Origin of the sequence: Spectribacter hydrogenoxidans (genome assembly GCF_031846275.1) — a bacterium.
Lineage (GTDB): Bacteria > Pseudomonadota > Gammaproteobacteria > Nevskiales > Salinisphaeraceae > Spectribacter > Spectribacter hydrogenoxidans.
On the sequence record NZ_JAVRIB010000001.1, the window covers coordinates 77,454 to 102,242 of the forward strand.

Here is a 24,789-nt window from a genome sequence, read left to right on the forward strand (position 1 = left end):
GATCTTTTTCCACCCGACCGCTAAAAATTTGACGCTGGCGACCGATACCCGTCACAAGCAAGCAGGCATGGAGACAACTTTGAGTCATCGAATCGACAATCCCGGACCCGCCCCCGGCGTCACCGGCAACCGCCTCCGGACCAGCCAGGCGTCGGCCGAGGCCAGCGGCAGCAACCGGCCGGACAGTGTGCCCGCGACCGATTCGGTCCGGCTCACGTGCGACGCACAGCAACTGCAGTCGCTGGCCGACAACCTGAAAACGGGAGACGACGTGGACACCGCCAAGGTCGCGCGGCTGCGCGAAGCCGTTCTCAGCGGCGACTATTCGATCAATCCTGCGCGGATTGCGGATCGTCTGCTCGCATTCGAGACCACCATCAACCGCGCATGAGCCATTCCAACCTCCATCGACGGCAACTGGCCGGGGTGCTGGCACTGACCCGCCACTGCCACCGGCAGCTGCGTGCCCAGCAACAGGCCCTGCAAATACCCGACTACAGTGGCTTGATGGAAAGCAGTCGGGAACTCGAGCGGATCAGCACTCGCCTGGGCCGCGAATACGAGACGTTTCTCGCCGGCACCGGTTACCGCGATCTGGCCGCCCTGACGGCAACCCCCGCGCCCGGCATCAGCCAGGCAGCCCTACACCGACTTCAACGCACGGCGACCCGCTGTGCGGAACTGAATCTGGCCAACGCGGCCCTGGTCAGCACACGCGCCGGCCGGTTATCACGCCTGACTCGCCAGTTGCACCAGGCCGACGGCGGCGGCCTGTATACCGGCGGCGGCCGCCCCGGCGCCGACGCCGTCATGGCCTGCCGCAGTCTGGGGCAGGCCTGAACGTCGATCAGGGCATAGCGGCACTACCCCGGGCACGGCGCAACTTCCGATGCCAGGCAATCAGGGCCGGCATCCCGACGATCTCGACGGCTATCGCCAGCACCACGAACCCGATGCTGAAAGCCGTGTCGGGGAAGCCCTGATCAACCAGCGCCAGAATCCGGCCGATGCCGCCGAGGAAAACCACCGCGAGCGCGCCGTCGAGCACCGGGCCGTATCGTTCCAGCCGGAACACGCACAGGCACAGCAGCAGACCCAGTCCCAGCCAGATGCTGGCGAGAAACCGGAACTGGCTGTTTAGCACGGCGTCATTCGCGGCCTCGGCCGACAGCTGCATGCCCAGCGCCGCCTGTCCCGGCACGCCCAGGAGCATGTCGGCGGTACCGGTGACAATCGCCAGCGCGGCAAACAGCAGCACGACGGTCTTGAATGCTTTCATCGGTGGAATCCCCTGCCCGGCATGACGGGCGGTGGTGTTTGTACGTTATCCCCGCTCATTCCCCTTGATCGTACTGTACCGCGTCATCACCGTCTGGCAACCGCCCCGGCCGCTCACCCACGGGTCAGCCGTCGACGCAGGGCCCACAGCGACAGCGGCGCGAACACCGCCGTAATCGCCAGCGACCAGGCGAGCACGCCCAGCGCCGGTGCCAGTACCTCGCCGCCCCCGAGCAGGCCGCGTACGGCGTCGGCCAGCAGGGACACCGGATTGAGATTGACCACCGTCTGCAACCAGACGGGCATGGTCTCGACCGGGACGAAGGCGTTGCTGACGAAGGTCACCGGAAACAGCGCGGTGAAGCCGAACAGTTGGACGTGTTCGGGATCGCGGGCGATTACCCCCACCAGCACCATCAGCCAGGACATGGCCAGGGCAAAGGTGAGCACCAGCACGATCATCCCGATCACCGCGACCGGTGAGGTGGTCACGCGAAACCCCAGCAGATACCCCACCGCCAGCAGCAGCAGGATGCACCAGCCCTGCTTGACCAGGTCGGCGATGATCCGCCCCGCCAGCGGGGTCCAGGGGGCGATGGGCAGGGCGCGCAGCCGGTCGAAGAACCCCTTGGTGAGATCGGTGTTGAGCCCGTGGCCGACATACACCGTGACGAACGTCATGTTCATCACGATCACCCCGGGCAGCATGTAGGCGAGATACTCGGCCGTGGTGCCGGCGATCGCGCCACCGAACACGAACAGGAACAGCAGCAGAAACAGTACCGGCTGGATGCTGAAATCCGCCAGTTCCCAGGGGTTGTGGCGAATCTGCAGGAGCGTACGCCAGGCCAGGGTGATGGTCTGCTGGGCAACCGCCGCCAGGCGAGAACGTGCGGGCGCCGCGCTCATGCCGATGCCTGGTCGAGGGGCGCCGCGTGGCGACCGGTCAGGGCCAGAAACACGTCATCCAGACTGGGCTGGCGCAGGGCCAGATCCGTGACCGGGATGGCCGCCGCGTCCAGCCGGCGAACCAGTTCCACCAGCACGCCGGGATCGGCAACCGGCGTGGTCAACCGGTCGCCGTCCCGCTGGGGCTCAACACCGACCAGGTCGGCCACGATGGGTCGCAGCCGATCGATGTCGGCGGGATCGCGCACCCGCACCACCAGGGCCCGGTCACCAACCCGGGCCTTGAGCGCTGCGGGCGTGCCGGTGGCGATCACCCGACCGGCGTCGATCACCACCAGGTCATCGGCCAGCTGGTCGGCCTCGTCGAGATACTGGGTGGTCAGCAACACGGTGGTGCCCTCGGCAACCAGCTGCCGGATCAGCGCCCAGAGTTGCAGGCGAGCACGGGGGTCCAGCCCGGTGGTGGGTTCGTCGAGAAACAGGATCGCCGGGCGTCCCACCAGACTGGCGGCCAGGTCCAGCCGCCGGCGCATGCCACCGGAATAGGTCTGGGCGGCACGATGGGCGGCCTCGGTCAGCGCGAACTGCCCCAGCAACTCGCCGGCGCGCTGGCGTGACGCCGCCCGCGACAGCCCCAGCAACCGGCCGATAAGCACCAGGTTCTCGCGGCCGGTGAGTTTGTCATCCACCGCCGCATACTGGCCGGTCAGACCGATCCGGCGGCGCACGGCCGCAGCCTGGCCGACCACGTCGAAACCGCCGACGCGGGCCTCGCCGGCATCCGGCGCCAGCAGCGTGGTGAGAATGCGCACCGCCGTGGTCTTGCCCGCCCCGTTGGGGCCGAGCACGCCCAGGACCGTGCCGGGCGGCGCCGTCAGGTCGACGCCGTCCAGCGCCCGGGTGGCACCGAAATTCTTGACCAGGCCGCGGGCCTGAATGGCGGGTGTCATGACTATTCAGTGAATCCGATCGCGCGAGTGGCGCGGGGGCGTCATCGTCCACCGAAGCGGGCATTCTGTCCACCGCAGACCACCCCGATCGGACCGCGGTTGTCGCCGTGGCTGCGGGCAGGCACCATCCGATGGCCAACCCAGCCTGGCTGCCGATGCCACCCGGGAGCTGTCTTGAAATCCTGTCTGACCGGCCTCGTCTGCCTGATCCTGTTGCTGCATGCCGAAACCGCGCCGGCCCAGAAGCAGGGCGATATCGTCGTGCTCACCGGTCTCGCCCACATCCGTCCGGACGAATCCAGCAGCACCGTGCGCACTCGCGTGCGGCCCGGGCTGGCCACCCTGCTGACCGGCGACAGCTTCAATTCTCCCGGCACCAGCTTGTCGGTGAGCAACTCCAGCACCCTCGCCATGGTGGTGAAGCTGTTCCTGACCGATCATCTGGCAATGGCGCTGGATGGCGGCATACCAGTGAAGTTCGACATCAGCGGCCAGGGCATGGTCGCCCCACCCGGGCTCACCGGCGAGCTGCTGAGCGTGAACTTGGGTGATCCTGACAGCAATCCGATCGGCGAAGCGCGGCAGTGGAGCCCGGTGTTCATGCTGCAGTACAATTTCGGGCAACCCGATGCCACCTTCCGTCCCTACATCGGGCTGGGTGCCACCTATACCTTCTTCACCGACGTGGGCCTCAGCGATGGCGTGCGCGCGGACATTCGCGACAACTTCGGCACGCCCCTGGCCCTGGCAGCCGGCAAGCCCGGGCCGACGTCAGTGTCGCCGGATGCCTCGTCGGATTTCGCCCCGGTCTACAGCCTGGGGATGAGCTACCAGCTGGACGGGCGCTGGAGCCTGTCGATGGCCGCAACGCATCTGGGCCTGGAATCCGATTCCACCATCCGCGTGAAGGCCAACGACGGTACGGAACTGGCCGAAAGCCGCAGCAGCCTGGACCTGGGTACCTTCGTGTTCAGCCTGCTGATCGGTTATAACTTCCAGTGAGCCGGCGGCCCTGCCAACCCATCCGGGTGGGGCCGCGATCCACCATTACCGTTAGTTTGAAAGCAATATCAGGTGTACGCGCGAATGTCAGCGCGACCCAAGGCCTTCATGGCCATAACCATCCGAGAGGAGACCTGCCATGGCAACCCCCGCCGCACAGAGCAATCAGACACTGCCGTTCGATGACCGCAACATCAACTGGCTGCAACTGGGCGAGATCGAACCGTTGCTCGAGGGTGTCGAAGCCTGGTTCTATGATGTCGATGAGAAGCAGGGCGCGGTGGACGCGCTGCTGCGCTTCCCGGCCCATGCCCGCATCGTGCTACACCGGCACCTGGCCCCCTACCGGACGCTGGTGCTGCAGGGCGAACTGCGGCTGTACGACCGCAACGACAAGCTCACCGAAATCCGTCCGGTCGGCAGCTACGTCTACAGCGACGGCAACGGCGACCCGCACAGTGAAGGCGGCGGCGATCAGGACGTGGTGGTGTTCTTCAGCAACCGCAACATCCGCGCCGACGGCGCGGTCTACGAATTGCTCGACGCCGACCTGAATCCCGTCAAACTGCTGGGCCTGAGTGATTTCAAGGCACTGCAGGGGATGCAGAATACTGGCGCCTAGCCGGGGCGGACCGACAATCACGCCTCGCGGCAACTAACCAAGGGCAATGCGGCATCGCGAAGAAGGGCCCGTGTCCAACGGCCCGATTGACAATCACATGCTTGACGCAGTCGTGGTAGGGGCCGGCTTCGCGGGCCTGTACATGGTGCACCTGCTGCGCAATCGCCTCGGCCTTTCGGTGCAGGGCATCGAGGCCGCCCAGGGCGTGGGCGGCACCTGGTACTGGAACCGCTACCCCGGGGCCCGCTGCGACATCGAGAGTCAGCTTTACTGCTATTCATTCTCGCCGGAACTCGAGCAGGAGTGGAACTGGTCCGAGCGCTTCCCGGCCCAGCCGGAAGTACTGGATTACCTCAACCACGTTGCCGAGCGCTTCGACCTCATGCGCAGTTTCACATTCGACACCCGCGTGGTCGGCGCCGACTTCGATGAAACCACCGATACCTGGCTGGTTTGCACCGATGGCGGCGCCCGGATCCGGGCGCGATTCTTCATTGCCGCCACCGGCAATCTGTCGGCGGGACGGATTCCGGATTTTCCCGGACGCGACGACTTCCGCGGCAATACCTATTTCACCGGCGACTGGCCGCACGAGACCGTCGACTTTTCCGGCCGGCGCGTGGCGCTGATCGGCACCGGCTCCACCGGCGTGCAGCTGGTACCCCATGTCGCACAACAGGCCGCCGCCCTGACCGTGTTCCAGCGAACCCCGGCCTATGCCTGCCCGCTTGGCAACCGTCCGCTCGATACCGAGGCCATGGCCCGCATCAAGGCCAACTACCCGGCCATCCGCCAGCGCGAATGGGACTTCCCGGGCGGCGTGATCTTCGACGACGTGCGGCCATCGGCACTGGCCGAGACCCCCGAGGCGCGCCAGCACTTCTATGAACAGAAGTGGCGGGCCGGCGGCATGAACCTGTGGCTGGGCAGCTACGAGGATATTCTCGTGGACGAGCGTGCCAACGAAACCGTGGCCGAATTCATCCGGGACAAGATCCGGACCCGGGTGGAAAATCCGGACACCGCCGAAAAGCTCACGCCCCGGGGCTACCCCTTCGGCGCCAAACGCCAGACCCTGGAGGATGGCTATTACGACGCGTTCAACCAGGACCATGTCGAGTTGGTGGATGTAAGAACCACGCCGATCGAGTGCATCACCCCCGACAGCATCCGCACGGCGGATCGGGACTACCTGGTGGACGACATCATCTTCGCCACCGGCTTCGATGCCTTTACCGGCTCTCTCTACCGGATGAACATACGCGGCCGGGGCGGCCGCCTGCTGTCCGACCACTGGGCGGCCGGGCCGCGCCCCTATCTGGGCCTGAACACCAGCGGCTTCCCCAATCTGTTCTTCATCACCGGGCCGTTGAGCCCGTCGGTGCTCTTCAACATGCCGCGGGCGATCGAACAGCACTGCAACTGGGTGGCGGACTGTATCGCCCACCTGCTCGAGCACGACTACCGTGCGATCGAAGCCGAACCCGAAGCCGAACAGGGCTGGGTCGAGCATGTCCGGGAGGTCGCCGACGCGACCCTGCTACCGAAAGCGGACTCCTGGTACCTGGGCGCCAACGTGCCCGGCAAACCAAGGGTGTTCATGGTGTACCTCGGCGGCTGCGCCAACTACAAGAAGATCTGCGACGACGTGACCGCGGCCGGCTACCAGGGATTTGCCCTGACCCCAACCACCTCGCCGGATACAGCCCCTACGCCTGGTTGACGGGTTATCGACACCGGCGACTTGCTACGCTGGCAGCGAACGGCGGTGCAAGGCGCTGGAGGTTCTGCATGACAAATCGAACCGGCTGACAAGGAGAAGACATGAGCAACGAAGCGATGGCCGCCATGGTCACCGGCAACACCATCGGTGAAGCGCTGACCCGTAGCGTGCGCCGCAACCCCGAGGCGACCGCCCTGATCTTCGGTGATCGCCAGTGGACGTTCGCGGAACTGGATGCCGCAGTGAACCGCGTCGCCAATGGTCTGATCGCGGCCGGACTCCAACCGGGCGAACGGGTGGCGGCCTACGCCCATAATTCCGATTCCTACGCCCTGCTGTGGCTGGCCTGCTGCCGGGCGGGCCTGGTGCATGTCCCGGTCAACTATTCGATGACCACCTCGGAACTGGCCTACATCCTGGAGCAGTGCGGCGCCTCGGCGCTGTTCATCGATGACCAGGCGCACGCCGACGTGGACACCGCCCAGCAGGGCAGCCAGGTCCGGCTGCTCGGGCACATGACGGGGGGCGGCGAGCCGGACGTGCTGGCCTGGGCACAGGGCGGCGCCAGCGATGCCGCGCCGGGAGTGCCGGTGGCGGAAACCGAGCTGGCGCAGCTGCTTTACACCTCCGGCACCACCTCCGCGCCCAAGGGTGCGATGATGACCCACCGGGCGCTCATGGCCCACTACACCAGCACCATCATCGCCCTGTCGATCGATCCGAATGACCTGTTCCTCGGCGCGCTGCCGCTGTATCACTCGGCGCCGACGCACGTGTTCCTGATGCCGCAACTGCTCATCGGCGGCGCCACGGCGCTGATCGACGGCCCCAAACCCGGCCCGGTGTTCGACTACATCGAAAAACACCGCGCCGCTGCCTTCTTCGCCCCGCCCACTGCCTGGATCGCCCTGCTGCGCGATCCGGATTTCGACAATCGCGATCTGTCCGCCCTGAATAAGGCCTACTACGGCGCCGCGATCATGCCGGAGCCGGTACTGCACGAACTGCGCGAGCGACTACCCGGGCTGCAGGTCTACAACTGCTACGGGCAGAGCGAGATCGGACCGCTGGCCACCGTCCTGCAACCGGCGGAACACGATGATCGTCCCACCTCGGCCGGGCGACCGGTGTTCAACGTGGACGTGCGCATCGTCGACGAGGACATGAACGATGTGCCCGTGGGCGAACTGGGCGAGATCGTCTATCGCTCCCCCCAGCTGCTCCAGGCCTACTGGGACAAGCCCGACCAGACCGAGGAATCCTTCGCCGGCGGCTGGTTCCACTCCGGGGATGTGGGCCGTTTCGACGAAGGTGGCTACCTGTACGTGGTAGACCGCATCAAGGACATCATCAACACTGGCGGCGTCACGCTGTCCAGTCGCGACGTGGAAGACTGCCTCTACACCCATCCGGCGGTGGCCGAAGTGGCGGTGATCGGCCTGCCGGACGACAAGTGGATCGAGAAAGTGGCCGCGGTGGTCTGCCTGAAGGCGGGCGAAAGCGCCGATGCGGCCGCGCTGGAAGCCCACGCCCGCGAGCACCTGTCAGCCTACAAGGTGCCCAAGGTGTTTCATTTCGTGGACGACCTGCCCCGCAATACCGCAGGCAAGCTGCTCAAGCGCGAACTGCGCGACCGGTTCAGCGAGTAAGGCGCCGCGCCGGCGTCGGGATCAGTGCCGGGCGGCCCGGCACTGGCCCGGCGTGCGGTCGAACCGCCGCCGGAAACTGCGGGTCATGTGGCTCTGGTCGGAAAATCCGCAGCGCCCGGCGATGCACTTGAGCGGCAGGTCGCTTTCCTCCAGCAGCCGCCGGGCGGCATCGATGCGCTGGTCCAGCACGAAGGCATGGGGCGGGGCGCCGAACGCCGCGCGAAAACGCCGCGCGAAGGCGTAGACACTCAGCCCGGCCACCCCGGCCAGTTCCGCCAGCGCCATGTTGCGATGCAGGTTGGCGTGAATGTATTCCAGCAACGCCCGGCGCTGGCGCTGCGACAGCCCGCCGGCAACGCCATCCGGTTCGCGGAAGGACACATCCGCGTAATGGCGCAGGATGTGCACGCAGGCCTGGTTGAGCACGGCGTCGGCAAACAGGCGACCGCCCAGGCCGGGGCCGCGGGCCTCGTCGGCCAGTTGCTGCACCAGCCCGCACAGATAGCCGTCCTCGGCCTTGAGCAGATCGTGCAGTTGCACATCGCTGACATCGCGATCAAACACGTCCGCCGCCACCCGGGTGAGTTGATCCGGCGAGAGATAGAGGTGGGTGACCTCGACGTCCTGACTCCAGCGCCAGTGCGCCTGCATGCAATGGGTCAGCAGGGATATGTTGCCCGGGGCGACACACTCGTTTCGCCAGCGGCTGACGCACTGCCGCGCCATGGGCGACACGCCCCGGCCATAGGCCACGATCATGTAGTCCCGCATGCCGGGCACGAAGACATCCGACGGGGCGTAGTGCCAGCCGCGCAGGCGCATGCCGCCCCAGTCGAGGTCGTCAGTGTCAAAGGTCAGCCTGCCCGGCACCCAGGCCGGAAGCTGATCCGGTGTGATCGGCTCGGTCATGAAAGGTCCTGGAACCTGATCACGCCGAATATACGACGCCATCCGACCACATGCCAGGGCACGGCCGCATGAATCGCCGGTACGCTGATAGTCAGTCCACGGTTGTCAGGCCGAGGCGAACCGCAACTCCCGCGGCTGCACGTCGTCGCCATCCGGCTCGTCGGTGTCGACCAGCCCGATTCGCGTGCCCACCCAGACCGCCTCGGTGCGCTTGTGCACATCGAGCTTCAGGTAGATGTTCTTAAGATGGTATTTCACCGTATTGATGCTGATGAACTGCGCCTGCGCGATGCGCTGGTTCGACCAGCCGCGGGCAACCAGCTGGAGCACCCGCTTTTCCCGCCGGGTAAGCGGCTCCACCAGCAGCACGTCAGGATCCGCGGGACGATTGAGACACAGCATGAAAACGCACCTCCTCCGGGGCACGCCGGATTGCGGCGGAGCCGATGAGGCGCGTGCCGGATGCCCCGGCGGTAACACCCGCGTCGACGACCGCCTGCGCGGCGCACCGTCCGATATTGTTGGAATTCCGGTCAGTGCCGGCCCGAAGCCGGCTTACCGAGTGTGCCCCGATCCGCAGCCGGTGTATTGAACGCAACAACCGGCCTTGTTGAATGTTCTTGCCGCGCGCGGCTACTCGCCATCGTGCTTGAGACGGCCCTGCGCCTCGGCGTAGGACAGTTCCAGAATGCCGGACTGCTGCATCGAGCGACCCAGCGAGTGGGCCAGGGCGAATGCCGATGCCCGGCGATAGAAGCCCAGCCGCTTTTCATGCACCGGCAATACCTCGTCCATGCTGTCGGCACCGTCCAGTCGCTGCTCGAAAGCATCGCGCTTGCGCTGAAGCTCGTCCATGAAGGCCGGATCGTCGGCCATGTCGTCGGCCAGCGCCAGTGTCCAGGTCATGTCCGGCTGCAGTTCGCATTCGCCAATGAAACGACCGGCGATGTCCTCGCTCCACATCGAGGGCGGATTGATCGACAGCCGGTAAACGCCCACCTTGCAATACAGGTAGTAGGGCTTGCCCGGCACCGGCTGGAACCGGAACTCGCTTTCCAGCACGAACAGGGAAGTGAACAGCTCGGTCGAGACCTGTTCGACATGCTTGGCCGGCACCGCGGCCAGCCTCGCGCGCTGCTCGCTGAGGGTATTCAATACCAGCGAACCGCCCTTGCCCTGCGGATTCGGGTTCTTGCCCATGGATTGCTCTAGTGGTCGAATTTCCGCGGCAGATAACCGTTGCCGCCGACACCTCATGCATGAACGTGGGGCAGGCTCGTACGGATGCAAGCCCATCGGCGGATGATCGAGCCGATTCAATCGTCACGATCATCCCGCGCGGGCGACTTCAGCAATCCGGACATCAGTTTGCCGATGCCCCGATTGGTGCCGCGAATCTGCCGGTAGACCAGGCCGCTGGTGTGATCGTGCACCTCGCGGACCGGTCGGCTGCCCGACCCGCACAGGTCGAAGGAAAGATCGGCGATGGCCCGGTGGATACGCTCGACCGAGGCAGTCGCGAAATCCACCGTTTCCTCGACCAACTGACGGTTGGCTTCCAGATCATGACGCGCCTGCACTTCCCGCCGGGCGTCGGCCAGTCGGCTCTGCCACCAGGCCACCGCTTGCTCGCCGGCCAGTACCTGGTGATGGCAACGCCAAAGCAGGCTGGCCGCCAGCGCCTCGATCAGCAGTATCAGCAGGCACGTCACCATCAATCACTGCCCCGATGGATACCGATCCGGGCATCGATGCCGCGCTCCCGAAGCTGTTCGTCAAGCTCGCGACGCAGTTGTTCATACACCCGGCGCCGGACCAGTCCCGGCGCCACACCGCTGACCGGGCCGGCCATGCGGGAATGCACCGCCGCCACCGCCAGCGGATCGGCCACTTCCACAATCAGGCACATGCCCTCGCGACTTGCAATGGCCTGCCGCACCTCGGCATCGGCCGCCGAAACATCACGCCCCAGTGCATCAACACGGCCACGCAGCCCACACGCCTGACGCCAGATCAGTCCAGCAGCGACAAGCGCCAGCAGCGCGCCCGCCAACACGACCCACCAACCCGCATTCATGCACCTGCTCCCGACCAATCCGGTGGCTATCCTAACCTGCACCCCACGCCACTGACAGTCAGGGATGGCGGATGGCAACCGGTTTCGGCTAGCCTGAAATCCGACACCACACCTGCACACCACAATCGCCCGAGGGGCGTCTCCAGGGAGAATTTCGATGCCCAGCAAAAAGATTCTGGCCGGCTGCTGTCTGGCCCTGCTGCCGGCCTGGGTGCAGGCTCAGGATTCCAGCCTCGCCGCCGGCGTGACCGCCGGGACCATGGGCCTCGGCCTGACCGCAACCACCCGTGTGAGCGAGCACGTCAATATCCGCGCCATCGTGGCCGGCATTTCGGTCGACACCAGCGGCGAGACCGACGAGGTGGATTACGAGGCCGACGCCGACCTGCTGTTCGCCGGCGGCATGGTTGACCTGCACCCGGCCGGGGGCGTATTCCGGCTGAGCCTCGGGCTGTTCCACAACGGATCGGACATCCGGGCCAACGGGCGCTGCACCCGGACCGACTGCCAACTCGGCAGCGGCCTCGGGCTGATCGGTAACGGTGACCGTATCGAGGGGGATATCGACTTCAACAGCGCGGCGCCCTACCTGGGCCTCGGTTGGGGCAATTCAGTGGGCACCGCCGGACGGTGGCACTTCTCTTTCGATCTCGGCGCCATGTACATCGGAGAAGGCGAGGCATCACTGCGTTGTGCGCAGGCAAACACGATCAATCAGGCCGCCTGCACCGCCGGCATCCGGGAAGAGGAACGCCAGCTGCAGGAAGACCTGGCGGACTTCAAGATCTACCCGGTTGTCATGCTGGGTGCGGCCTTCCGTTTCTGACGCGGCACGACCACCGGCGCATGAAAAACGGGGCCGCAATGCGGCCCCGTTTTTCGTCACGGCAGATGTCGGGCGGGGTCAGCTGATGGCGAAACCCGGGTAGCCCTTTTCCTTCAGTTCGTCGCACATCTGGTGGTAGGCATTGGCGCCCCCGATGTACGACAACAGCCGCCGCGGCTTGCCGTCGATGTTGGCACCCATGTACCAGGAGTCGGTCTTGACCACGAGGGTCTGGTTGGCCACCTCGTCATGGTGCTCGACCCACTCGGCCTCCTTTTCCTCGGTCGGCTCGATCACGTGCCGCCCCTGGTCGCGCAGGTAGCCGATGGTGTCAGCCACCCAGCCGCCCTGCTGGATCAGGCAGGTGGCCATGTTGCAGAAGGCGGTGGAGGGCGCCAGCGGACCCGCCACCGTGAACAGGTTGGGGAAGCCATGCACCTGCAGACCGAGGGTGGAACGGATGTCCTTGTCCCACTTGTCCTTGAGTGACTGGTTGCCGCGGCCGCGGATATCGATGCGGGTCAGAGCGCCGGTGCCGGCGTCGAAGCCGGTGGCCATCACCAGAATGTCCAGCTCGTACTCGGCACCGCTTTCCAGCCTGACGCCCGTTTCCGTGATCTCGGCGATCGCATCTTCCTTGACGTCCACGAGATGCACGTTGTCGCGGTTATAGGCCTCGTAGTAGCCGGTTTCCAACGGTACACGGCGGGTGCCGAAACCGTGACACTTGGGCACCAGCTTTTCAGCCGTTTCCGGATCGTCGACTCGCTCCCGGATGCGCTCGCGCGCGAACTCGGAAATGTACTCGTTGATTTCTTCGTCGGTGAATACCTCCGCAAAGCCCAGCCAGAAGTGCAGGCTCCCGTCGTTCCAAAGGTCCCAGAGCCGCTGCTCGCGTTCCTCGGGAGTCATATCGTTAAACGGGGTTTCGCTCAAGTCGTAATCGAAGCCAGCGAAAGTGTTGAAAACCGTCTTCTCGATTTCCGGGTACTCCTCGCGCAGCGCGTCGCGATCCGCGTCGTCGTACTGCGGATTGCGCATCGGGATGGTGTAGTTGGGCGTGCGCTGGAACACGAACATCTCGCCCACTTCCCGGGCGATGGTCTGGATCACCTGGATGCCGGTGGCACCGGTACCGACCACGCCGACGCGCTTGCCGGCCATCTCGACCTTCTCGTGCGGCCAGCGGGCCGTATGGCAGATCTGGCCGCGGAACTTCTCGTGCCCGGGGAACGGAATCTGCGGCGCCGACAGCATGCCCGTGCAGCTGATGAAGAAGCGCGTTTTCAGCGTGTCACCCTTGTCGGTGGTTATCGTCCACAGCTGATTGGCCTCATCGTAACTCGCCGACTCCACCCGGGTGTTGAAACGGAATTCCTTGCGCAGGTCGAACTTCTCGGTGACGTAGTTCAGATAGCGCTCGGTCTCGGGCTGGGCGGGAAAGCGCTCGCTCCAGTCCCACTCGTCCAGCAACTCCTGAGAGAACCAGTACTGGTAGATGTGCGACTGTGAATCCACCCGCGCGCCGGGGTAGCGATTCCAGTACCAGGTGCCGCCGACATCGCTGCCGGCCTCGAACCCGATCACGGATACACCCATCTCGCGCAGTCGATAGACTTCGTGAAGCCCGGCGATGCCGGCGCCCACCACAACCGCCTCGTAATCAAGGGCGGCGCCGTTGGTGGTGCCCTCCTTAACGCTCTGCACTGCTTCGCCCATAACACTCTCCTCCACAATCTCTGGAACGTCATTCGCCCGGTCACCGGGCCTTTATTTGGTAACTTGGCTGACGTTAGCACGACACGGCAACACCACGGTCACCCCTTTGGGTAGGCCGCAACCACGCCGTACGAGTCGCAGCATAACGCGTCCGCCACCGGCATTGATCCCCATCATCAGGTAATTCAGGTCGCGTTCAGGAAGGCGCTCTAGAATGCTGCACAGCAACAGGCCGCTTTGGCCGGGTTGCCGACCGTCACTTCAATCAGAGGAACGCACCATGCGCCATGCCAACCTTCATCTCGCGGCCGCCGCGGCCCTGCTCTGCGCGGGTACCGCACAGGCAGTGGACCTGGGCCTGAACACCAAGATCAACATCGGCGTGAATGCCGAGACCTCGCTGACCGAACAGTTCCGCGCGCTGGACGCCAACGATGACGGCGTGATCACCGAGAGCGAAGCGGAAGCCAATACCTCGCTTGCCTCCATGTTCGAGACCTATGACAAGGACAACAGCGGCACGCTGACCAGCGCCGAATACAAGGCCAGTCTCCGGGCCGAGGCCGATCAGAGCCTGACCGAAAAGGCCACGGCAGGCGCCAAGGCCGGTTACAACGAAACCAAGGAAGCGGCCGGCAAGGCGGCCGGCGCGGTCAAGTCCGGCGCCAAGGCCGGCTATGAAGCCAGCAAGGATGCGGCCGGCGCCGTCGCCGACAAGACCAAGGCCGGCATCAGCGCCACGGCCGACGCCGCCGCGGGGCTGGCCAACGATTCACGCAAGGCCGCCGCCGCCAGCGCCAACGTCGGCGTGGAACTGAGCAGCAAGCTCGCCGCCCAGTTCCGGAACCTGGATGGCAACGAGGACGGCGTACTGAGCCGGAGCGAGGCCAGTGCCGATGCCGACATCGAAAGCAACTTCGACATGGCTGATGACAACGATGATGGCCTGCTCAACAAGGCCGAGTTCAAGGTCGCCGCCAAGGCCCGGGCCGAGTCCGGCCTGCTTAACGGCGTGTTCGGCGGTCTGTTCGGCAGCTGATAGCCGACCCCCGTACAGTCCGACGACTGCATCGACGCCCCGCCCCCGTGCGGGGCGTTCTTGCATGCGGCCGGCGGGCGACCCATTCTTGCTATCTACAGCAGACCAGAAAGACGCGGAGTGCAACATGGCAACCGGCTGGGCAAAGGAAGGCGCGGTTCAGGAACAGATCGACGCCACCGTCGACGACGCGGTCGCGCAGGCCCGCCGCCGGCTGGGCGGCGCCGGCCAGTCGCTGACCCATTGCGAGGAATGCGGTGACGCCATTCCGGAGAAGCGGCGCGAGGCCGTGCCCGGCGTGCGGCTGTGCGTCACCTGCCAGAGCCAGGCCGATCAGGCCGAGGCAAACGCCGGCGGTTTCAACCGCCGCGGCAGCAAGGACAGCCAGTTGCGCTGACGCACCCGTCAATAGCGCTTGGGCGCCTGTCAAGGGCCGGTTACACTCCCTTTGAAATAAATCTGAAAAGCGATCTGATCGCTTTGGGAGAGGCCTGTATGCGTGCACTGTTCCCGAGTCTGCCGGCTGTGCTGCTGGCATTGAGCGCCTGCGGCGGCGGTTCGGGTGGCGGGGGGATCAACCTCGGCGGCGGCGACAATGGCGGGGACGACCCCGGCCCGGTCTCGCCGGGCGTGCCGCTGACCAACGCCCCGGCGGTCACCGCACCGTTTGCCGACAACGGCACCGTGCTCAACATCCTGCCGCCCGGCCAGGACGACACGGGCGGCCTGGCCAATGCCAGCGTGCCCGGTCCGCTGCCGGTCAGCGAACTTGGCCCGGTCGTCGAGGAGGTTTCCGAGCGGACCGGTCTGGTGCCGGCGCTGGCCGCCGAGACCCACTTCATGGATCAGCTGGGCGCCTACGACGCGCTGGCCCACAGCCCACCCGGGCTGACCAACGATGAGCTGGTACCAACCTATTTCAAGACCGCCGAGATGCGCGGCCCGGACGACTTTCCTGCGGGAAGCGGGCAGACCGTGACCGGCGCCGGTTACGAGGTCGCCATCAAGCGCGGCAACGACCGCGGCGTTCCCCACATCTTCGGTGACACCCGGGCGGACGCGCTGTTCGGCACCGGCTATGTTACCGCCGCCGACCGACTGTTCCTGCTGGACGTGCTGCGCCGCGCCGGCCGGGGCGAACTGTCGAAATTCCTGGGCCCGGCCGATTTCTCGTTCGATCGCGACATTGCCTTCGCCGCGCCCTATCGCGAGGCCGATCGCACCCGCCAGATCACCGAAACCGCCGAGAAGTTCGGGGCCGCCGGCGAGCAGGTGCTCGCCGATGTGCAGGCGTTTGTCGACGGGCTGAACACCTACGTCGCCGAGGTCCGTACCTCCGCCCAGCTGCAGGCGGCGGGCACTTCCAAGCTGCCGATCGAATACCTGGCCCTGGGCGTCGAGTTGCAGGACTTCACCCCCGAGGACGTCCACGCCATCGCCACGCTGATCCAGTCGATCTTCGCCGGCGGCGGCGGTGGTGAGGCGGACAACGTCCGCCTGCTGCACGCGCTGGCCGACCAGACCGCCGATGCCGCCACCGCCTGCCGCCTGTGGCGGGACATCCGCCATGCGCTGGACCCGGCGTCCTCGGTCACCACCACCAAATCCTTCCCCACCCAGTCGCCGGCCGACTACGACGACAACATCTGCCCGCTGCAGGGGGATTTCGCCGCCGCCTATCCGGGCAACGCATTCTTCGACGCCGGCAGCTACGAGCCGCACGACTTCTTCACCACCGAGCCCTGCGGGCTGCAGCAGCAGACCGCCTGCCCGGATCCGGTGGTGACCGGCAACCTGCCGCAGCTTCCCGGCACCGCGCCGGTGATCGATATCCTGGACGGACTGCTCGGGGGCCTGCTGGGCGGGCTCACCAGCAACCAGACCACCGTTCAGCCGCCGCTGCGCCGCCAGGCAACAGCGGCGGCCTCACCCGAACAGCTCGCCCGGGCACGGCAGCGCGTCGCCAGCCTCGCCCGGTCCCTGTCGGGTCTGGCCGACGGCCTGCCCCGGCAGATTTCCAACGCTCTGCTGGTCGGCGGCAGCCACACCGCCAGCGGCAACCCAATTGCCGTGTTCGGCCCGCAGACCAGTTACTTCACCCCGCAGCTGCTGGTGGAAATGGCCGTGCACGGCGGCGACATCCACACCCGCGGCATGACCTTCGCGGGCCTGCCCTACGTAGTAATCGGCCGCGGCGTGGATTTCGCCTGGAGCGCCACCTCGGGCAGTTCCGACCTCACCGACATACGGGCCGTGCGCCTGTGCGCGGCCGAGGCCGGGGAACCCCGCTCCGGCTATCGCGTGAATGGCCAGTGCAAGGCCTTCGACCATTTCACCGAATCGTGGCCGGCGCGCTGGAATCTGGCCGTACCCATGGACGACCCGGCCAGCGTGGGCCAGAACTTCGCGGTCACCCGCGACATCATCCGCACGGACGAATACGGGCCGGTATTCGCCTTCGCCACCGTCGACGGCCAGCCGGTGGCACTGACCCGCCAGCGCAGCACCTACCGGGCCGAGCTCGACACCGTGGTGCCCTTCTTCCTCGCTACCCGCAACGATGTATTCGATGCGGAGAGCTTCCTGCAGGTGTTCAACACCACCACCGGCAGCTTCAACTGGTTCTTCGCCGACCGCGACGACATTGCCTTCATCCACTCGGGCCTGTATCCGCGCCGGGCCGAGGGCGTGCATCCGGACCTGCCGGTCTGGGGTGACGGCACCCGCGACTGGCAGGGCTTTCTGAATCTGGCCGAACACCCGCAGGCGATCAATCCGTCGCGCGGTTATCTGGCCAGCTGGAACAACCGGCCGGCCCGCGACTGGTGGGCGGCCGACGCCAACGCCAGCTACGGCCCCAACCACCGCAACGACTCCCTGGACCGCCGGCTGACAGCCCTGGTCGACCAGGGCAATGTGACCCGCGCCAACGTGGTCGAGGCGATGGGCGATGCCGCTACCGTGGACCTGCGCGGGCAGGAAATGCTCCCGTCGGCCCTGGATGTGCTCGAGCAGGGCACGCTGACGAACGAGGAACAGGCCGCCGTGGACCTGATGCGCGACTGGGTCGCGGGCGGCGCCCTGCGCCGCGACCGCGACAACAACGGCGAGTACGACGACGACGCGGCTGTCGCCCTGATGGACGCCTGGTACAACCCCATGATCGAGCAGGTGCTGCCGCAGCTCACCGCGCTGGAAAACGTGAACGGCGGCAACCGCATGATCATGGGCCGCGACAACCCGCCGGGCCCGATGGGCTCGGCCTACCAGTCCGGCTATTTCCAGTACCTGGAGCGCGTGTTCGACATGGCGCTCAACACCGACCCGCGGCCCTACCGCGAACTCGAGTGCGGCGGGCCCGACGGCAACTGCCGGGCGGCGCTGCGCACCAGCCTGGCCACGGCGCTGGACAGCCTCGGCGGCATCGCCAACCGGGCGAACTGGGACGCCGACGAGGCAGGCGATCGCATCGTCCACCGTCCGCTGGGCCTGTCGGCGGTACCGGCCATCGACTGGCAGAACCGGCCGACCTTCCAGCAGGTGGTGGAATTCGAACGGCGGCGGTAGCCCCGCTGCTCTCGCTTACAATGTCACGTGTATTGCCAATGGAGCCCCGCTTGAAATCCGCCCTTGCCGTTTCCGCCCTCTGCCTGGCCGGCACCGCGCTGGCCGACGACGCCGTGATCGACCGTGAACTGCACGTGGTGATCGACGTGTCGGCCTCGCAATCCTGGGAAAGCCATACCGAGGAATACGGCCATCAGCACTGGGAAGCCGACACCACCCAGCGCTACGAGCTGCGCACCACGCTGCGGTCGGATACCGGGCTGCACACGCGCAATATCCTGAATCCGGACCAGCAGAAGCGGCTGCGGGCCAAGACCATCCATCTCGCGCGGCAGGCACGGCGCCGCATCGAGGCCGCCGGCAACGAGTTCACCATTCCCCGCACGCCCGAGGAAAAGGCCGACCTCAACCGCCAGCTGCAGGAGGAACAGGCAGCCTGCGGCGCCGACATGGCCTGCCGCGATGCGGTAATACAGCGTTACGTGGCGATCTTCGCCGTACTCGACAATCCGGAAGTGCTGGACCCTGCGACCGACGAGGGCACGCCGCGCTACCGCTATTTCGAACCCTATTCAGGCTGCGACTCGCAGTGGCAGGTCGAGATGCAGATGACCATGACCGGCACCCGCTACAGTGAGGGGCAGGACGAGGTGGTGCCGTTCACCGAAAAACGCACCGCCGACCAGGGCAATATCGCCCAGGACGTGCCGCTGTGCCAGCGGTTTCTGGCGGTGATGGACACCGACGCCGAGGCCGAGTCGTTCTATCTGGAGAACGTCTACGTGCCCTCGGCTGAAGGCGAAACCGTGATCACCGAGGGCGGCTACACCCGTCGCAAGACGGAAAGCCAGCCCATGGTCCCCGGCGTGCTGGGCTGGGCCACCCAGCAGCTGCGCCATGCCGAACCCAGCGGCGAAATCAGCGCGGAAATTCCGCTGAAGTTCGCACTCAACAATATTTCCGAGGATTCGGGGTCGTCGAAGGGCACCGCCGACGTTACCCTGCGCTGGTCATTCGCGCCGGTCGACGAGGACTGATACCGGTCCGGACCGGTTACCCGCTTCAAGCCGCCAGCGTGGTCCGCCAGAACGCCAGCTGATCGGCCACGGCCCGCTCGAAATCGGCACCGACATAGATGTCGAAGTGGCCGATGTCGTACTCGTGCGTCGTGACCGGCCCGCCCAGCCGGGCGGCGGTCCGGCGCGCCGCCTCGGCCGGGGCGACGCTGTCGCGGGTACATATCTGGATCAGCGCCGGACATCGCACCCGGCGCGCCCGGGCCACCGGCCGATAGGCCGCCAGCGTCAGCGCCATGCGCGCGGTCATCTCGTTGCGCCAGTTGTCGGGAGTGATGGCGCTGTAGCCTGACAGTGCATCATGGCTGCTCATCGCGGCGAACTCCCCCGGCGGGGCGATCACCGGCACCATGACCGGCGAACGGCCGGCCAGCCCGCGCAGTTGATCGACCAGCCCGTTGCCCGCCAGCCGCGCCACGTGCCCGATTCCCGCATACCGGGCCATCGCCAGGGTGGCGGCCAGCCCGTCCATCATCGGCCCCTGGGCGGCGATCGCCGCAATCCCGGCGTCCTCCGCGGCCAGGCTGATCACATGCCCACCGGAGAACGAGCTTCCCCACAGGGCCACACGCTCGCCATCCACCCCGGCCAGCGAACGCGCAAAGGCGATGGCCGCGCGCCAGTCGTCGAGCTGACGGCCGACCTGTAGCAGCTGCCGCGGCTCGCCGTCGCTGGCGCCGAAATGCCGGTAGTCGAACAACAGCACGTTGAAGCCGGCGGCGGCAAAGCGTTCGGCATAGGGCGTCAGACCGGCATCGCGGGTGCCCGCCAGGCCGTGCGCCATCACGATCACCGGCGCGCGGGCGGCCGCCGCGGGTCGGTAATGCCAGGCCCGACAGGTCACGCCGTGGCTGGTAAAGGCAACGTCGTCGCGGTCGAAGGCTGTCTCGGTCATGGGCAATGCCTGGTCATGGGCGGGAATTTCGCGATGCATCCTAACCGAGCCGGCCATGCGCATACCGGTTGCCCGCGACATATAGGTATACGAACATACAGTCATGAAGCTTCTGCAAAAACTCGAAATCCTGGCGGATGCCGCCAAGTACGACGCTTCCTGCGCATCCAGCGGGACCACCACCCGCCACTCCGCCCACGGGCGCGGCGTGGGATCGTCGGAAGGCTCGGGCATCTGCCACGCCTACGCCCCGGACGGCCGTTGCATCTCGCTGCTGAAAATCTTGCTGACCAACTTCTGCGTCTACGAATGCCATTACTGCATCAATCGCAATTCCTCGAACGTGCAGCGCGCGCGTTTCACGGTGGCAGAAGTGGTAGGTCTGACGCTGGACTTCTACAAGCGCAACTATATCGAGGGGCTGTTCCTGAGCTCCGGGGTGATCCGCACCCCCGACTACACCATGGCGCAGCTGGTCGAGGTGGCCCGCTGCCTGCGCGAGGATCATGACTTCCGCGGCTACATCCACCTCAAGACCATTCCCGACGCCGATGGCGACCTGCTGGCCGACGCCGGGCGCTTCGCCGACCGACTGAGCATCAACGTCGAGTTGCCCACGCAGCAGGCGCTGGCCGATCTGGCGCCGGAAAAGGACCACCGCACCATCAAGCTGTCGATGGCCCGCATTCGCGAGCGGCGCGAGGCCGACGCCGAGGCCCGGCGCACCGCGGCCCGCGCCAGCAACCGCCCACGCGGGGCCCGCCGGCCAGTCCACCCAGATGATCGTGGGCGCCGACCCCTCCACCGACGCCGACGTCCTGGCCACCACCGATCAGCTTTACCGCTCCTACCGCCTGAAACGGGTGTATTTCTCGGCCTTCAGTCCGATTCCCGACGCCTCGGCCCGGCTGCCCGCGCGGCGTACCTCGCTGGTGCGCGAGCACCGCCTGTATCAGTCCGACTGGCTAATCCGCTTCTATGGGTATCGCCACGACGAGATCACCGCCGGCACCGACGATACCCCCGGCAACGGCATGCTCGACCTGGACATCGACCCCAAGCTGGCCTGGGCGCTGCGCAATCGCGCCGAGTTCCCGGTCAGCCTGGACCGGGATGATCGCGAGCGACTTCTGCGGGTGCCCGGCCTGGGCGTGCGATCGGTCAACCGGATCCTGCAGCTGCGCCGCTGGCAGCCGGTGCGGCTGGAGGATCTGGTGGCGATGAAGGCGAATGTGCGCAAGGCTATGCCCTTCATTGTCTGCGCCAACCATCATCCCGGCCTCGGTGACATCACCAGCCGGCAGCTGCGCGCCCGTTTCGCCCCGCCGGCCGAACAGCTGACCCTGGACGTCTGAACCGGTGGACCAGCCGTCGTTGTTCGACCACACGCCGCCGGCCGCGGATCAGCGGCTGGTGACATTCCATCCCGATCTTGCCGGCTGGCAGGCCGCCGCCCGGCAACAGCTGGCCGCCGGGTGGCCGCCGGAATCGTTGTGGTGGACGCCCCAGCCGACGGCGCCAGCGTCCGCCGATACGGATCAGACGACACCGGTGCCCCGCCGCTTCATGGAACTGGCCCGCCCGGCCAGCTGCCATCGAGCATCGGACCGCTGGGCACTGCTTTACGCCGTGCTGTGGCGCCTCACCCACGGCGAGCGCCATCTGCTGCAGCTGGCCGGCGACCCGCAGACCGCCCGATTGCACACCTACGCGAAGGCGGTGCGCCGCGACGTGCACAAGATGAAGGCCTTCGTGCGCTTTCGCGAAGTCGCCGAGCCCGGGCACGACGAACCCCGCTACGTGGCCTGGTTCGAGCCGGATCACCACATCGTGGCCTACGCCAGCGGCTTCTTCCGCCGCCGGTTCGCCAACATGCGCGGGTCGATCCTGACCCCCGACCGCTGCGCCCACTGGGACGGCCACGGCGAGGTCTGGTTCACCCCCGGCACCATCCGATCCGCCGCTCCCGACGCGGACGAGATGGAAACCGCCTGGCAGACCTATTACCGGCACATCTTCAATCCGGCGCGGGTGAAGCTGGCAGCGATGCGGGCGGAGATGCCGCAGAAATACTGGAAAAACCTGCCCGAGGCCCGGCTGATTCCCGAACTGGTCCGACAGGCCGATCGCCAGGTGGCGACCATGACCGGTGCGCCCCGCGCCGAGCAGGCGCCGCGCTGCGGACCGCGACCGCCGACACCGGATGCCGCGCGGCACCGGGCAATCGAGGCCGCCCCGGCCGATTCGCTGGCCCGGCTGTCGCTGCAGGCCGCGGGCTGCCGCGATTGTGCGCTCGCGGGCCCGGCCACCCGGACCGTGTTCGGTGAAGGCCCGTCCGACGCCCGCCTGATGATCGTGGGGGAACAGCCCGGCGACCGCGAGGACCTCGCCGGCCGTCCGTTCGTCGGGCCCGCGGGACAACTGCTGGACCGGGTACTGGCCGAGGCCGGCATCGACCGCAGCGGCACGTACGTCACCAACGCGGTCAAACATTTCAAGTATCGCCCGGTCGGCAAGACCCGTCTGCACGCGCGACCGGACGCCGCCGAAATTCGCGCCTGCTGGCCGTGGCTGGACGCCGAGATCCGGCTGGTCGACCCGGAATTCATCGTCTGCCTGGGTGCCACCGCTACGGGCGCCCTGCTCGGCGGGAAAGCCGGCGTTCACCAGAACCGCGGGCGGTGGCTTACCCGCGCCGGGCGGCAGGTGCTGGTCACGGTGCATCCGGCCTGGCTGCTGCGCCTGCCGGACAGCCACGCCGCCAGGGAGCGAGCCGCGTTCGCGGCGGATCTGTCCCGGGTGGCCAACGCGCTGGCAGCCTGACCACCGTGGCCGCATACCCGCCCGGGGATTCAACCCGCGCCGGATTCGCGGTAGATTCACGGGTATGAAACAAGACACCGCCTCCGATGGCCGGTTTCCCAACCTCGCCATCGACGAACAGCTCTGCTTCGCCCTGTGCCGGGCTGCCCGGGCGATAACCCGGGCGTATGCCCAGCGCCTGGCACCGCTCGGCCTGACCTATCCGCAGTATCTGGTGATGCTTGCGCTCTGGGAGGAACAGCCGATGGCCGCGGGCAAGATCGCCGAGCGCATCTGCCTGGATCCGTCGAGCCTGACGCCGCTGCTAAAGCGCCTGGAGAGCAATGGTTTGGTCACCCGACACCGCCCGGCCGACAACCAGCGCAAGCTGCTGGTGGGCCTCACCCAGGCCGGCCGCGACCTGCAGGCCCGGACCGCCGACGTGCAGCATTCGGTGGCCGCGGTCACCGGCCTCGACGTTGGCGAACTCGCGGCGATGCGCGACGACCTGCACGCGCTGGCCGATCAACTGCTCGACGCCGACCGCCAGGATTCGGCCGCCGCCTGATCGGCGCCGGGCATGCAGTCGGCCCGCGGCGCTGGTATAAGACCGCCCATGCAAGAGCCTGCCCGACCCGCCGCCGACACCCTGGACGCCACCACCGGCATCCTGCCGTCCCAGCATCTTGCTCAGTTGCTGGCGCTGGGCGAAATCCGCACCGGCCAGTCACTCGACGAGGACCAGATACAGCCCGCCAGCCTCGATCTGCGGCTGGGGCCGGTTGCCTATCGGGTGCGCGCCAGCTTCCTGCCGGGCGCGGATTTCAAAGTGGCCGACAAGCTGGATCACTTCGCCATGCACCGCATGGATATCAGCGCGGGCGCAGTACTGGAGCGGGGCTGCGTCTATATCGTGCCGCTGCAGGAAGCGCTGGCGCTGGCGCCGGAGCGCAGCGCGATTGGCAACCCCAAGAGCTCCACCGGCCGGCTGGATGTGTTCACCCGGCTGATCACCGACCACGGCGCCGAATTCGACCGCGTGCGCCCCAGCTATACCGGCCCGCTGTACGCCGAGATCGCGCCGCGTACGTTCAGCGTGCTGGTACGGGAAGGCTCACGGCTGTCACAGCTACGCATCCGCCACGGCGGGACCTCCGGCGACGATGGCCAGCTCAGCCGGCTGACCGGCGAGGCCCACCCCGCCAGCCGCATCCAGCCGGTCAGCGTCGATGTGCGGGGCGAGGAACCCGAGGGCCTGATCGGCTACCGCGCCAAGGCCCACGCTGGGCTGATCGACATCGACCGGCGCAACCATTACGCCATCCGCGACTTCTGGGAGCCGGTACATGCCCGTCACGACCAGGGGCTGGTGCTTGACCCCGGCGAGTTCTACATCCTGGCCTCGAAGGAAGCGGTCGACATCCCGCCCGACCAGGCCGCGGAAATGGTGGCCTACGACACCCTCGTCGGCGAATTCCGCGTCCACTACGCCGGCTTCTTCGACCCCGGCTTCGGCCACGCCGAGGCCGGCGGCAGCGGCGCGCGGGCGGTGCTGGAGGTGCGCTCCTACGAAGTGCCGTTCGTGCTGGAACACGGCCAGACCGTGGGCAGGCTGATCTACGAGCCGCTCACCGAACGCCCGGACCAGCTCTACGGCGTCGGCCGGCTGCAGTCCTCCTATCAACGGCAGGGGCTGTCACTGAGCAAGCACTTTCTCAAGCCGAACTAAGCAGGCTAGGATGCCCC

The 24,789-nt window shown here is 66.8% G+C and carries 24 protein-coding genes and 1 pseudogene; 15 read left to right on the plus strand and 10 right to left on the minus strand.

Annotation, left to right across the window (positions count from 1 at the left end):
- The first annotated feature begins 28 nt into the window (after positions 1 to 28).
- Together flgM and RM532_RS00410 are read left to right on the plus strand one after the other, a co-directional pair.
- On the plus strand, positions 29 to 391 hold the full coding sequence (gene flgM / locus RM532_RS00405; RefSeq protein ID WP_311651110.1) for a flagellar biosynthesis anti-sigma factor FlgM: 363 nt from the start codon (positions 29 to 31) through the stop codon (positions 389 to 391).
- The gene (locus tag RM532_RS00410) at positions 388 to 840 is read left to right on the plus strand and encodes a hypothetical protein (protein ID WP_311651111.1); all 453 of its coding nucleotides are present in this window, start codon (positions 388 to 390) and stop codon (positions 838 to 840) included. The genes flgM and RM532_RS00410 overlap by 4 nt, the downstream gene beginning before the upstream one ends.
- Positions 841 to 847: 7 nt before the next feature.
- Here the strand turns inward: RM532_RS00410 and RM532_RS00415 are convergent, their stop codons facing one another.
- The 3 genes from RM532_RS00415 to RM532_RS00425 form a co-directional block, all read right to left on the minus strand.
- Positions 848 to 1,279 carry a DUF4345 domain-containing protein gene (locus RM532_RS00415; RefSeq protein WP_311651112.1) on the minus strand — a complete coding sequence of 144 codons (432 nt, stop codon included), beginning with the start codon at positions 1,277 to 1,279 and terminating at the stop codon, positions 848 to 850.
- A gap of 113 nt (positions 1,280 to 1,392) precedes the next feature.
- The gene (locus RM532_RS00420) at positions 1,393 to 2,187 is read right to left on the minus strand and encodes an ABC transporter permease (RefSeq protein WP_311651113.1); all 795 of its coding nucleotides are present in this window, start codon (positions 2,185 to 2,187) and stop codon (positions 1,393 to 1,395) included.
- The gene (locus tag RM532_RS00425) at positions 2,184 to 3,137 is read right to left on the minus strand and encodes an ATP-binding cassette domain-containing protein (RefSeq protein ID WP_311651114.1); all 954 of its coding nucleotides are present in this window, start codon (positions 3,135 to 3,137) and stop codon (positions 2,184 to 2,186) included. The genes RM532_RS00420 and RM532_RS00425 overlap by 4 nt, the downstream gene beginning before the upstream one ends.
- A 174-nt stretch (positions 3,138 to 3,311) precedes the next feature.
- Here RM532_RS00425 and RM532_RS00430 point away from each other — a divergent pair, with 174 nt between their 5' ends.
- From RM532_RS00430 to RM532_RS00445, 4 genes are all read left to right on the plus strand, one after another.
- Complete coding sequence (locus tag RM532_RS00430; protein WP_311651115.1) at positions 3,312 to 4,139, plus strand: OmpW/AlkL family protein; 828 nt, start codon at positions 3,312 to 3,314, stop codon at positions 4,137 to 4,139.
- A 139-nt stretch (positions 4,140 to 4,278) separates the two neighbouring features.
- Positions 4,279 to 4,761: a cupin domain-containing protein gene (locus RM532_RS00435; RefSeq protein WP_311651116.1), complete on the plus strand. Its 483-nt coding sequence runs from the start codon at positions 4,279 to 4,281 to the stop codon at positions 4,759 to 4,761.
- A gap of 97 nt (positions 4,762 to 4,858) precedes the next feature.
- Positions 4,859 to 6,484 (plus strand): flavin-containing monooxygenase, encoded by a 1,626-nt coding sequence (locus RM532_RS00440; RefSeq protein WP_311651117.1) that lies wholly within the window; start codon positions 4,859 to 4,861, stop codon positions 6,482 to 6,484.
- A gap of 101 nt (positions 6,485 to 6,585) precedes the next feature.
- Positions 6,586 to 8,133 (plus strand): fatty acyl-CoA synthetase, encoded by a 1,548-nt coding sequence (locus RM532_RS00445; RefSeq protein ID WP_311651118.1) that lies wholly within the window; start codon positions 6,586 to 6,588, stop codon positions 8,131 to 8,133.
- A gap of 21 nt (positions 8,134 to 8,154) precedes the next feature.
- On the opposite strand, the gene RM532_RS00450 is transcribed toward RM532_RS00445, so the two are convergent.
- The 5 genes from RM532_RS00450 to RM532_RS00470 all read right to left on the minus strand — a co-directional run bounded on the left by RM532_RS00450 (position 8,155) and on the right by RM532_RS00470 (position 11,119).
- Positions 8,155 to 9,042 carry an AraC family transcriptional regulator gene (locus RM532_RS00450; RefSeq protein ID WP_311651119.1) on the minus strand — a complete coding sequence of 296 codons (888 nt, stop codon included), beginning with the start codon at positions 9,040 to 9,042 and terminating at the stop codon, positions 8,155 to 8,157.
- A gap of 105 nt (positions 9,043 to 9,147) precedes the next feature.
- A complete protein-coding gene (locus tag RM532_RS00455) occupies positions 9,148 to 9,444 on the minus strand; it encodes a response regulator transcription factor (protein ID WP_311651120.1) in 297 nt (98 codons plus the stop codon).
- Positions 9,445 to 9,675: 231 nt separating this feature from the next.
- Complete coding sequence (locus RM532_RS00460; protein WP_311651121.1) at positions 9,676 to 10,242, minus strand: DUF2452 domain-containing protein; 567 nt, start codon at positions 10,240 to 10,242, stop codon at positions 9,676 to 9,678.
- A gap of 116 nt (positions 10,243 to 10,358) precedes the next feature.
- Positions 10,359 to 10,757: a hypothetical protein gene (locus RM532_RS00465; RefSeq protein WP_311651122.1), complete on the minus strand. Its 399-nt coding sequence runs from the start codon at positions 10,755 to 10,757 to the stop codon at positions 10,359 to 10,361.
- The gene (locus RM532_RS00470) at positions 10,757 to 11,119 is read right to left on the minus strand and encodes a hypothetical protein (protein WP_311651123.1); all 363 of its coding nucleotides are present in this window, start codon (positions 11,117 to 11,119) and stop codon (positions 10,757 to 10,759) included. The genes RM532_RS00465 and RM532_RS00470 overlap by 1 nt, the downstream gene beginning before the upstream one ends.
- Positions 11,120 to 11,276: 157 nt before the next feature.
- Between RM532_RS00470 and RM532_RS00475 the strand changes: the two genes are divergently transcribed.
- Positions 11,277 to 11,945: a hypothetical protein gene (locus RM532_RS00475; RefSeq protein ID WP_311651124.1), complete on the plus strand. Its 669-nt coding sequence runs from the start codon at positions 11,277 to 11,279 to the stop codon at positions 11,943 to 11,945.
- Positions 11,946 to 12,023: 78 nt separating this feature from the next.
- Here RM532_RS00475 and RM532_RS00480 read toward each other — a convergent pair whose 3' ends face one another.
- Positions 12,024 to 13,664 (minus strand): flavin-containing monooxygenase, encoded by a 1,641-nt coding sequence (locus RM532_RS00480; protein WP_311651125.1) that lies wholly within the window; start codon positions 13,662 to 13,664, stop codon positions 12,024 to 12,026.
- Between the two features lie 280 nt (positions 13,665 to 13,944).
- Between RM532_RS00480 and RM532_RS00485 the strand changes: the two genes are divergently transcribed.
- The 4 genes from RM532_RS00485 to RM532_RS00500 all read left to right on the plus strand — a co-directional run bounded on the left by RM532_RS00485 (position 13,945) and on the right by RM532_RS00500 (position 19,307).
- Positions 13,945 to 14,703 carry a hypothetical protein gene (locus tag RM532_RS00485; protein WP_311651126.1) on the plus strand — a complete coding sequence of 253 codons (759 nt, stop codon included), beginning with the start codon at positions 13,945 to 13,947 and terminating at the stop codon, positions 14,701 to 14,703.
- 127 nt (positions 14,704 to 14,830) lie between these two features.
- Positions 14,831 to 15,100 carry a DksA/TraR family C4-type zinc finger protein gene (locus RM532_RS00490; protein ID WP_311651127.1) on the plus strand — a complete coding sequence of 90 codons (270 nt, stop codon included), beginning with the start codon at positions 14,831 to 14,833 and terminating at the stop codon, positions 15,098 to 15,100.
- A gap of 98 nt (positions 15,101 to 15,198) precedes the next feature.
- The gene (locus RM532_RS00495; protein WP_311651128.1) at positions 15,199 to 18,270 is read left to right on the plus strand and encodes a penicillin acylase family protein; all 3,072 of its coding nucleotides are present in this window, start codon (positions 15,199 to 15,201) and stop codon (positions 18,268 to 18,270) included.
- 50 nt (positions 18,271 to 18,320) lie between these two features.
- Positions 18,321 to 19,307 (plus strand): hypothetical protein, encoded by a 987-nt coding sequence (locus RM532_RS00500; RefSeq protein ID WP_311651129.1) that lies wholly within the window; start codon positions 18,321 to 18,323, stop codon positions 19,305 to 19,307.
- A 25-nt stretch (positions 19,308 to 19,332) separates the two neighbouring features.
- Here RM532_RS00500 and RM532_RS00505 read toward each other — a convergent pair whose 3' ends face one another.
- Positions 19,333 to 20,241, minus strand: a complete 909-nt coding sequence (locus RM532_RS00505; RefSeq protein WP_311651131.1) for an alpha/beta hydrolase — start codon at positions 20,239 to 20,241, stop codon at positions 19,333 to 19,335.
- Positions 20,242 to 20,344: 103 nt separating this feature from the next.
- Between RM532_RS00505 and RM532_RS15895 the strand changes: the two are divergent.
- The 4 genes and pseudogenes from RM532_RS15895 to RM532_RS00530 all read left to right on the plus strand — a co-directional run bounded on the left by RM532_RS15895 (position 20,345) and on the right by RM532_RS00530 (position 24,772).
- Positions 20,345 to 21,596 (plus strand): annotated as a pseudogene (locus RM532_RS15895) (putative DNA modification/repair radical SAM protein).
- A 55-nt stretch (positions 21,597 to 21,651) separates the two neighbouring features.
- On the plus strand, positions 21,652 to 23,064 hold the full coding sequence (locus RM532_RS00520) for a UdgX family uracil-DNA binding protein (RefSeq protein WP_423246873.1): 1,413 nt from the start codon (positions 21,652 to 21,654) through the stop codon (positions 23,062 to 23,064).
- Positions 23,065 to 23,128: 64 nt separating this feature from the next.
- A complete protein-coding gene (locus RM532_RS00525; protein ID WP_311651136.1) occupies positions 23,129 to 23,611 on the plus strand; it encodes a MarR family winged helix-turn-helix transcriptional regulator in 483 nt (160 codons plus the stop codon).
- A gap of 48 nt (positions 23,612 to 23,659) precedes the next feature.
- A complete protein-coding gene (locus RM532_RS00530; RefSeq protein ID WP_311651137.1) occupies positions 23,660 to 24,772 on the plus strand; it encodes a 2'-deoxycytidine 5'-triphosphate deaminase in 1,113 nt (370 codons plus the stop codon).
- The last annotated feature ends 17 nt before the right edge of the window (positions 24,773 to 24,789 follow it).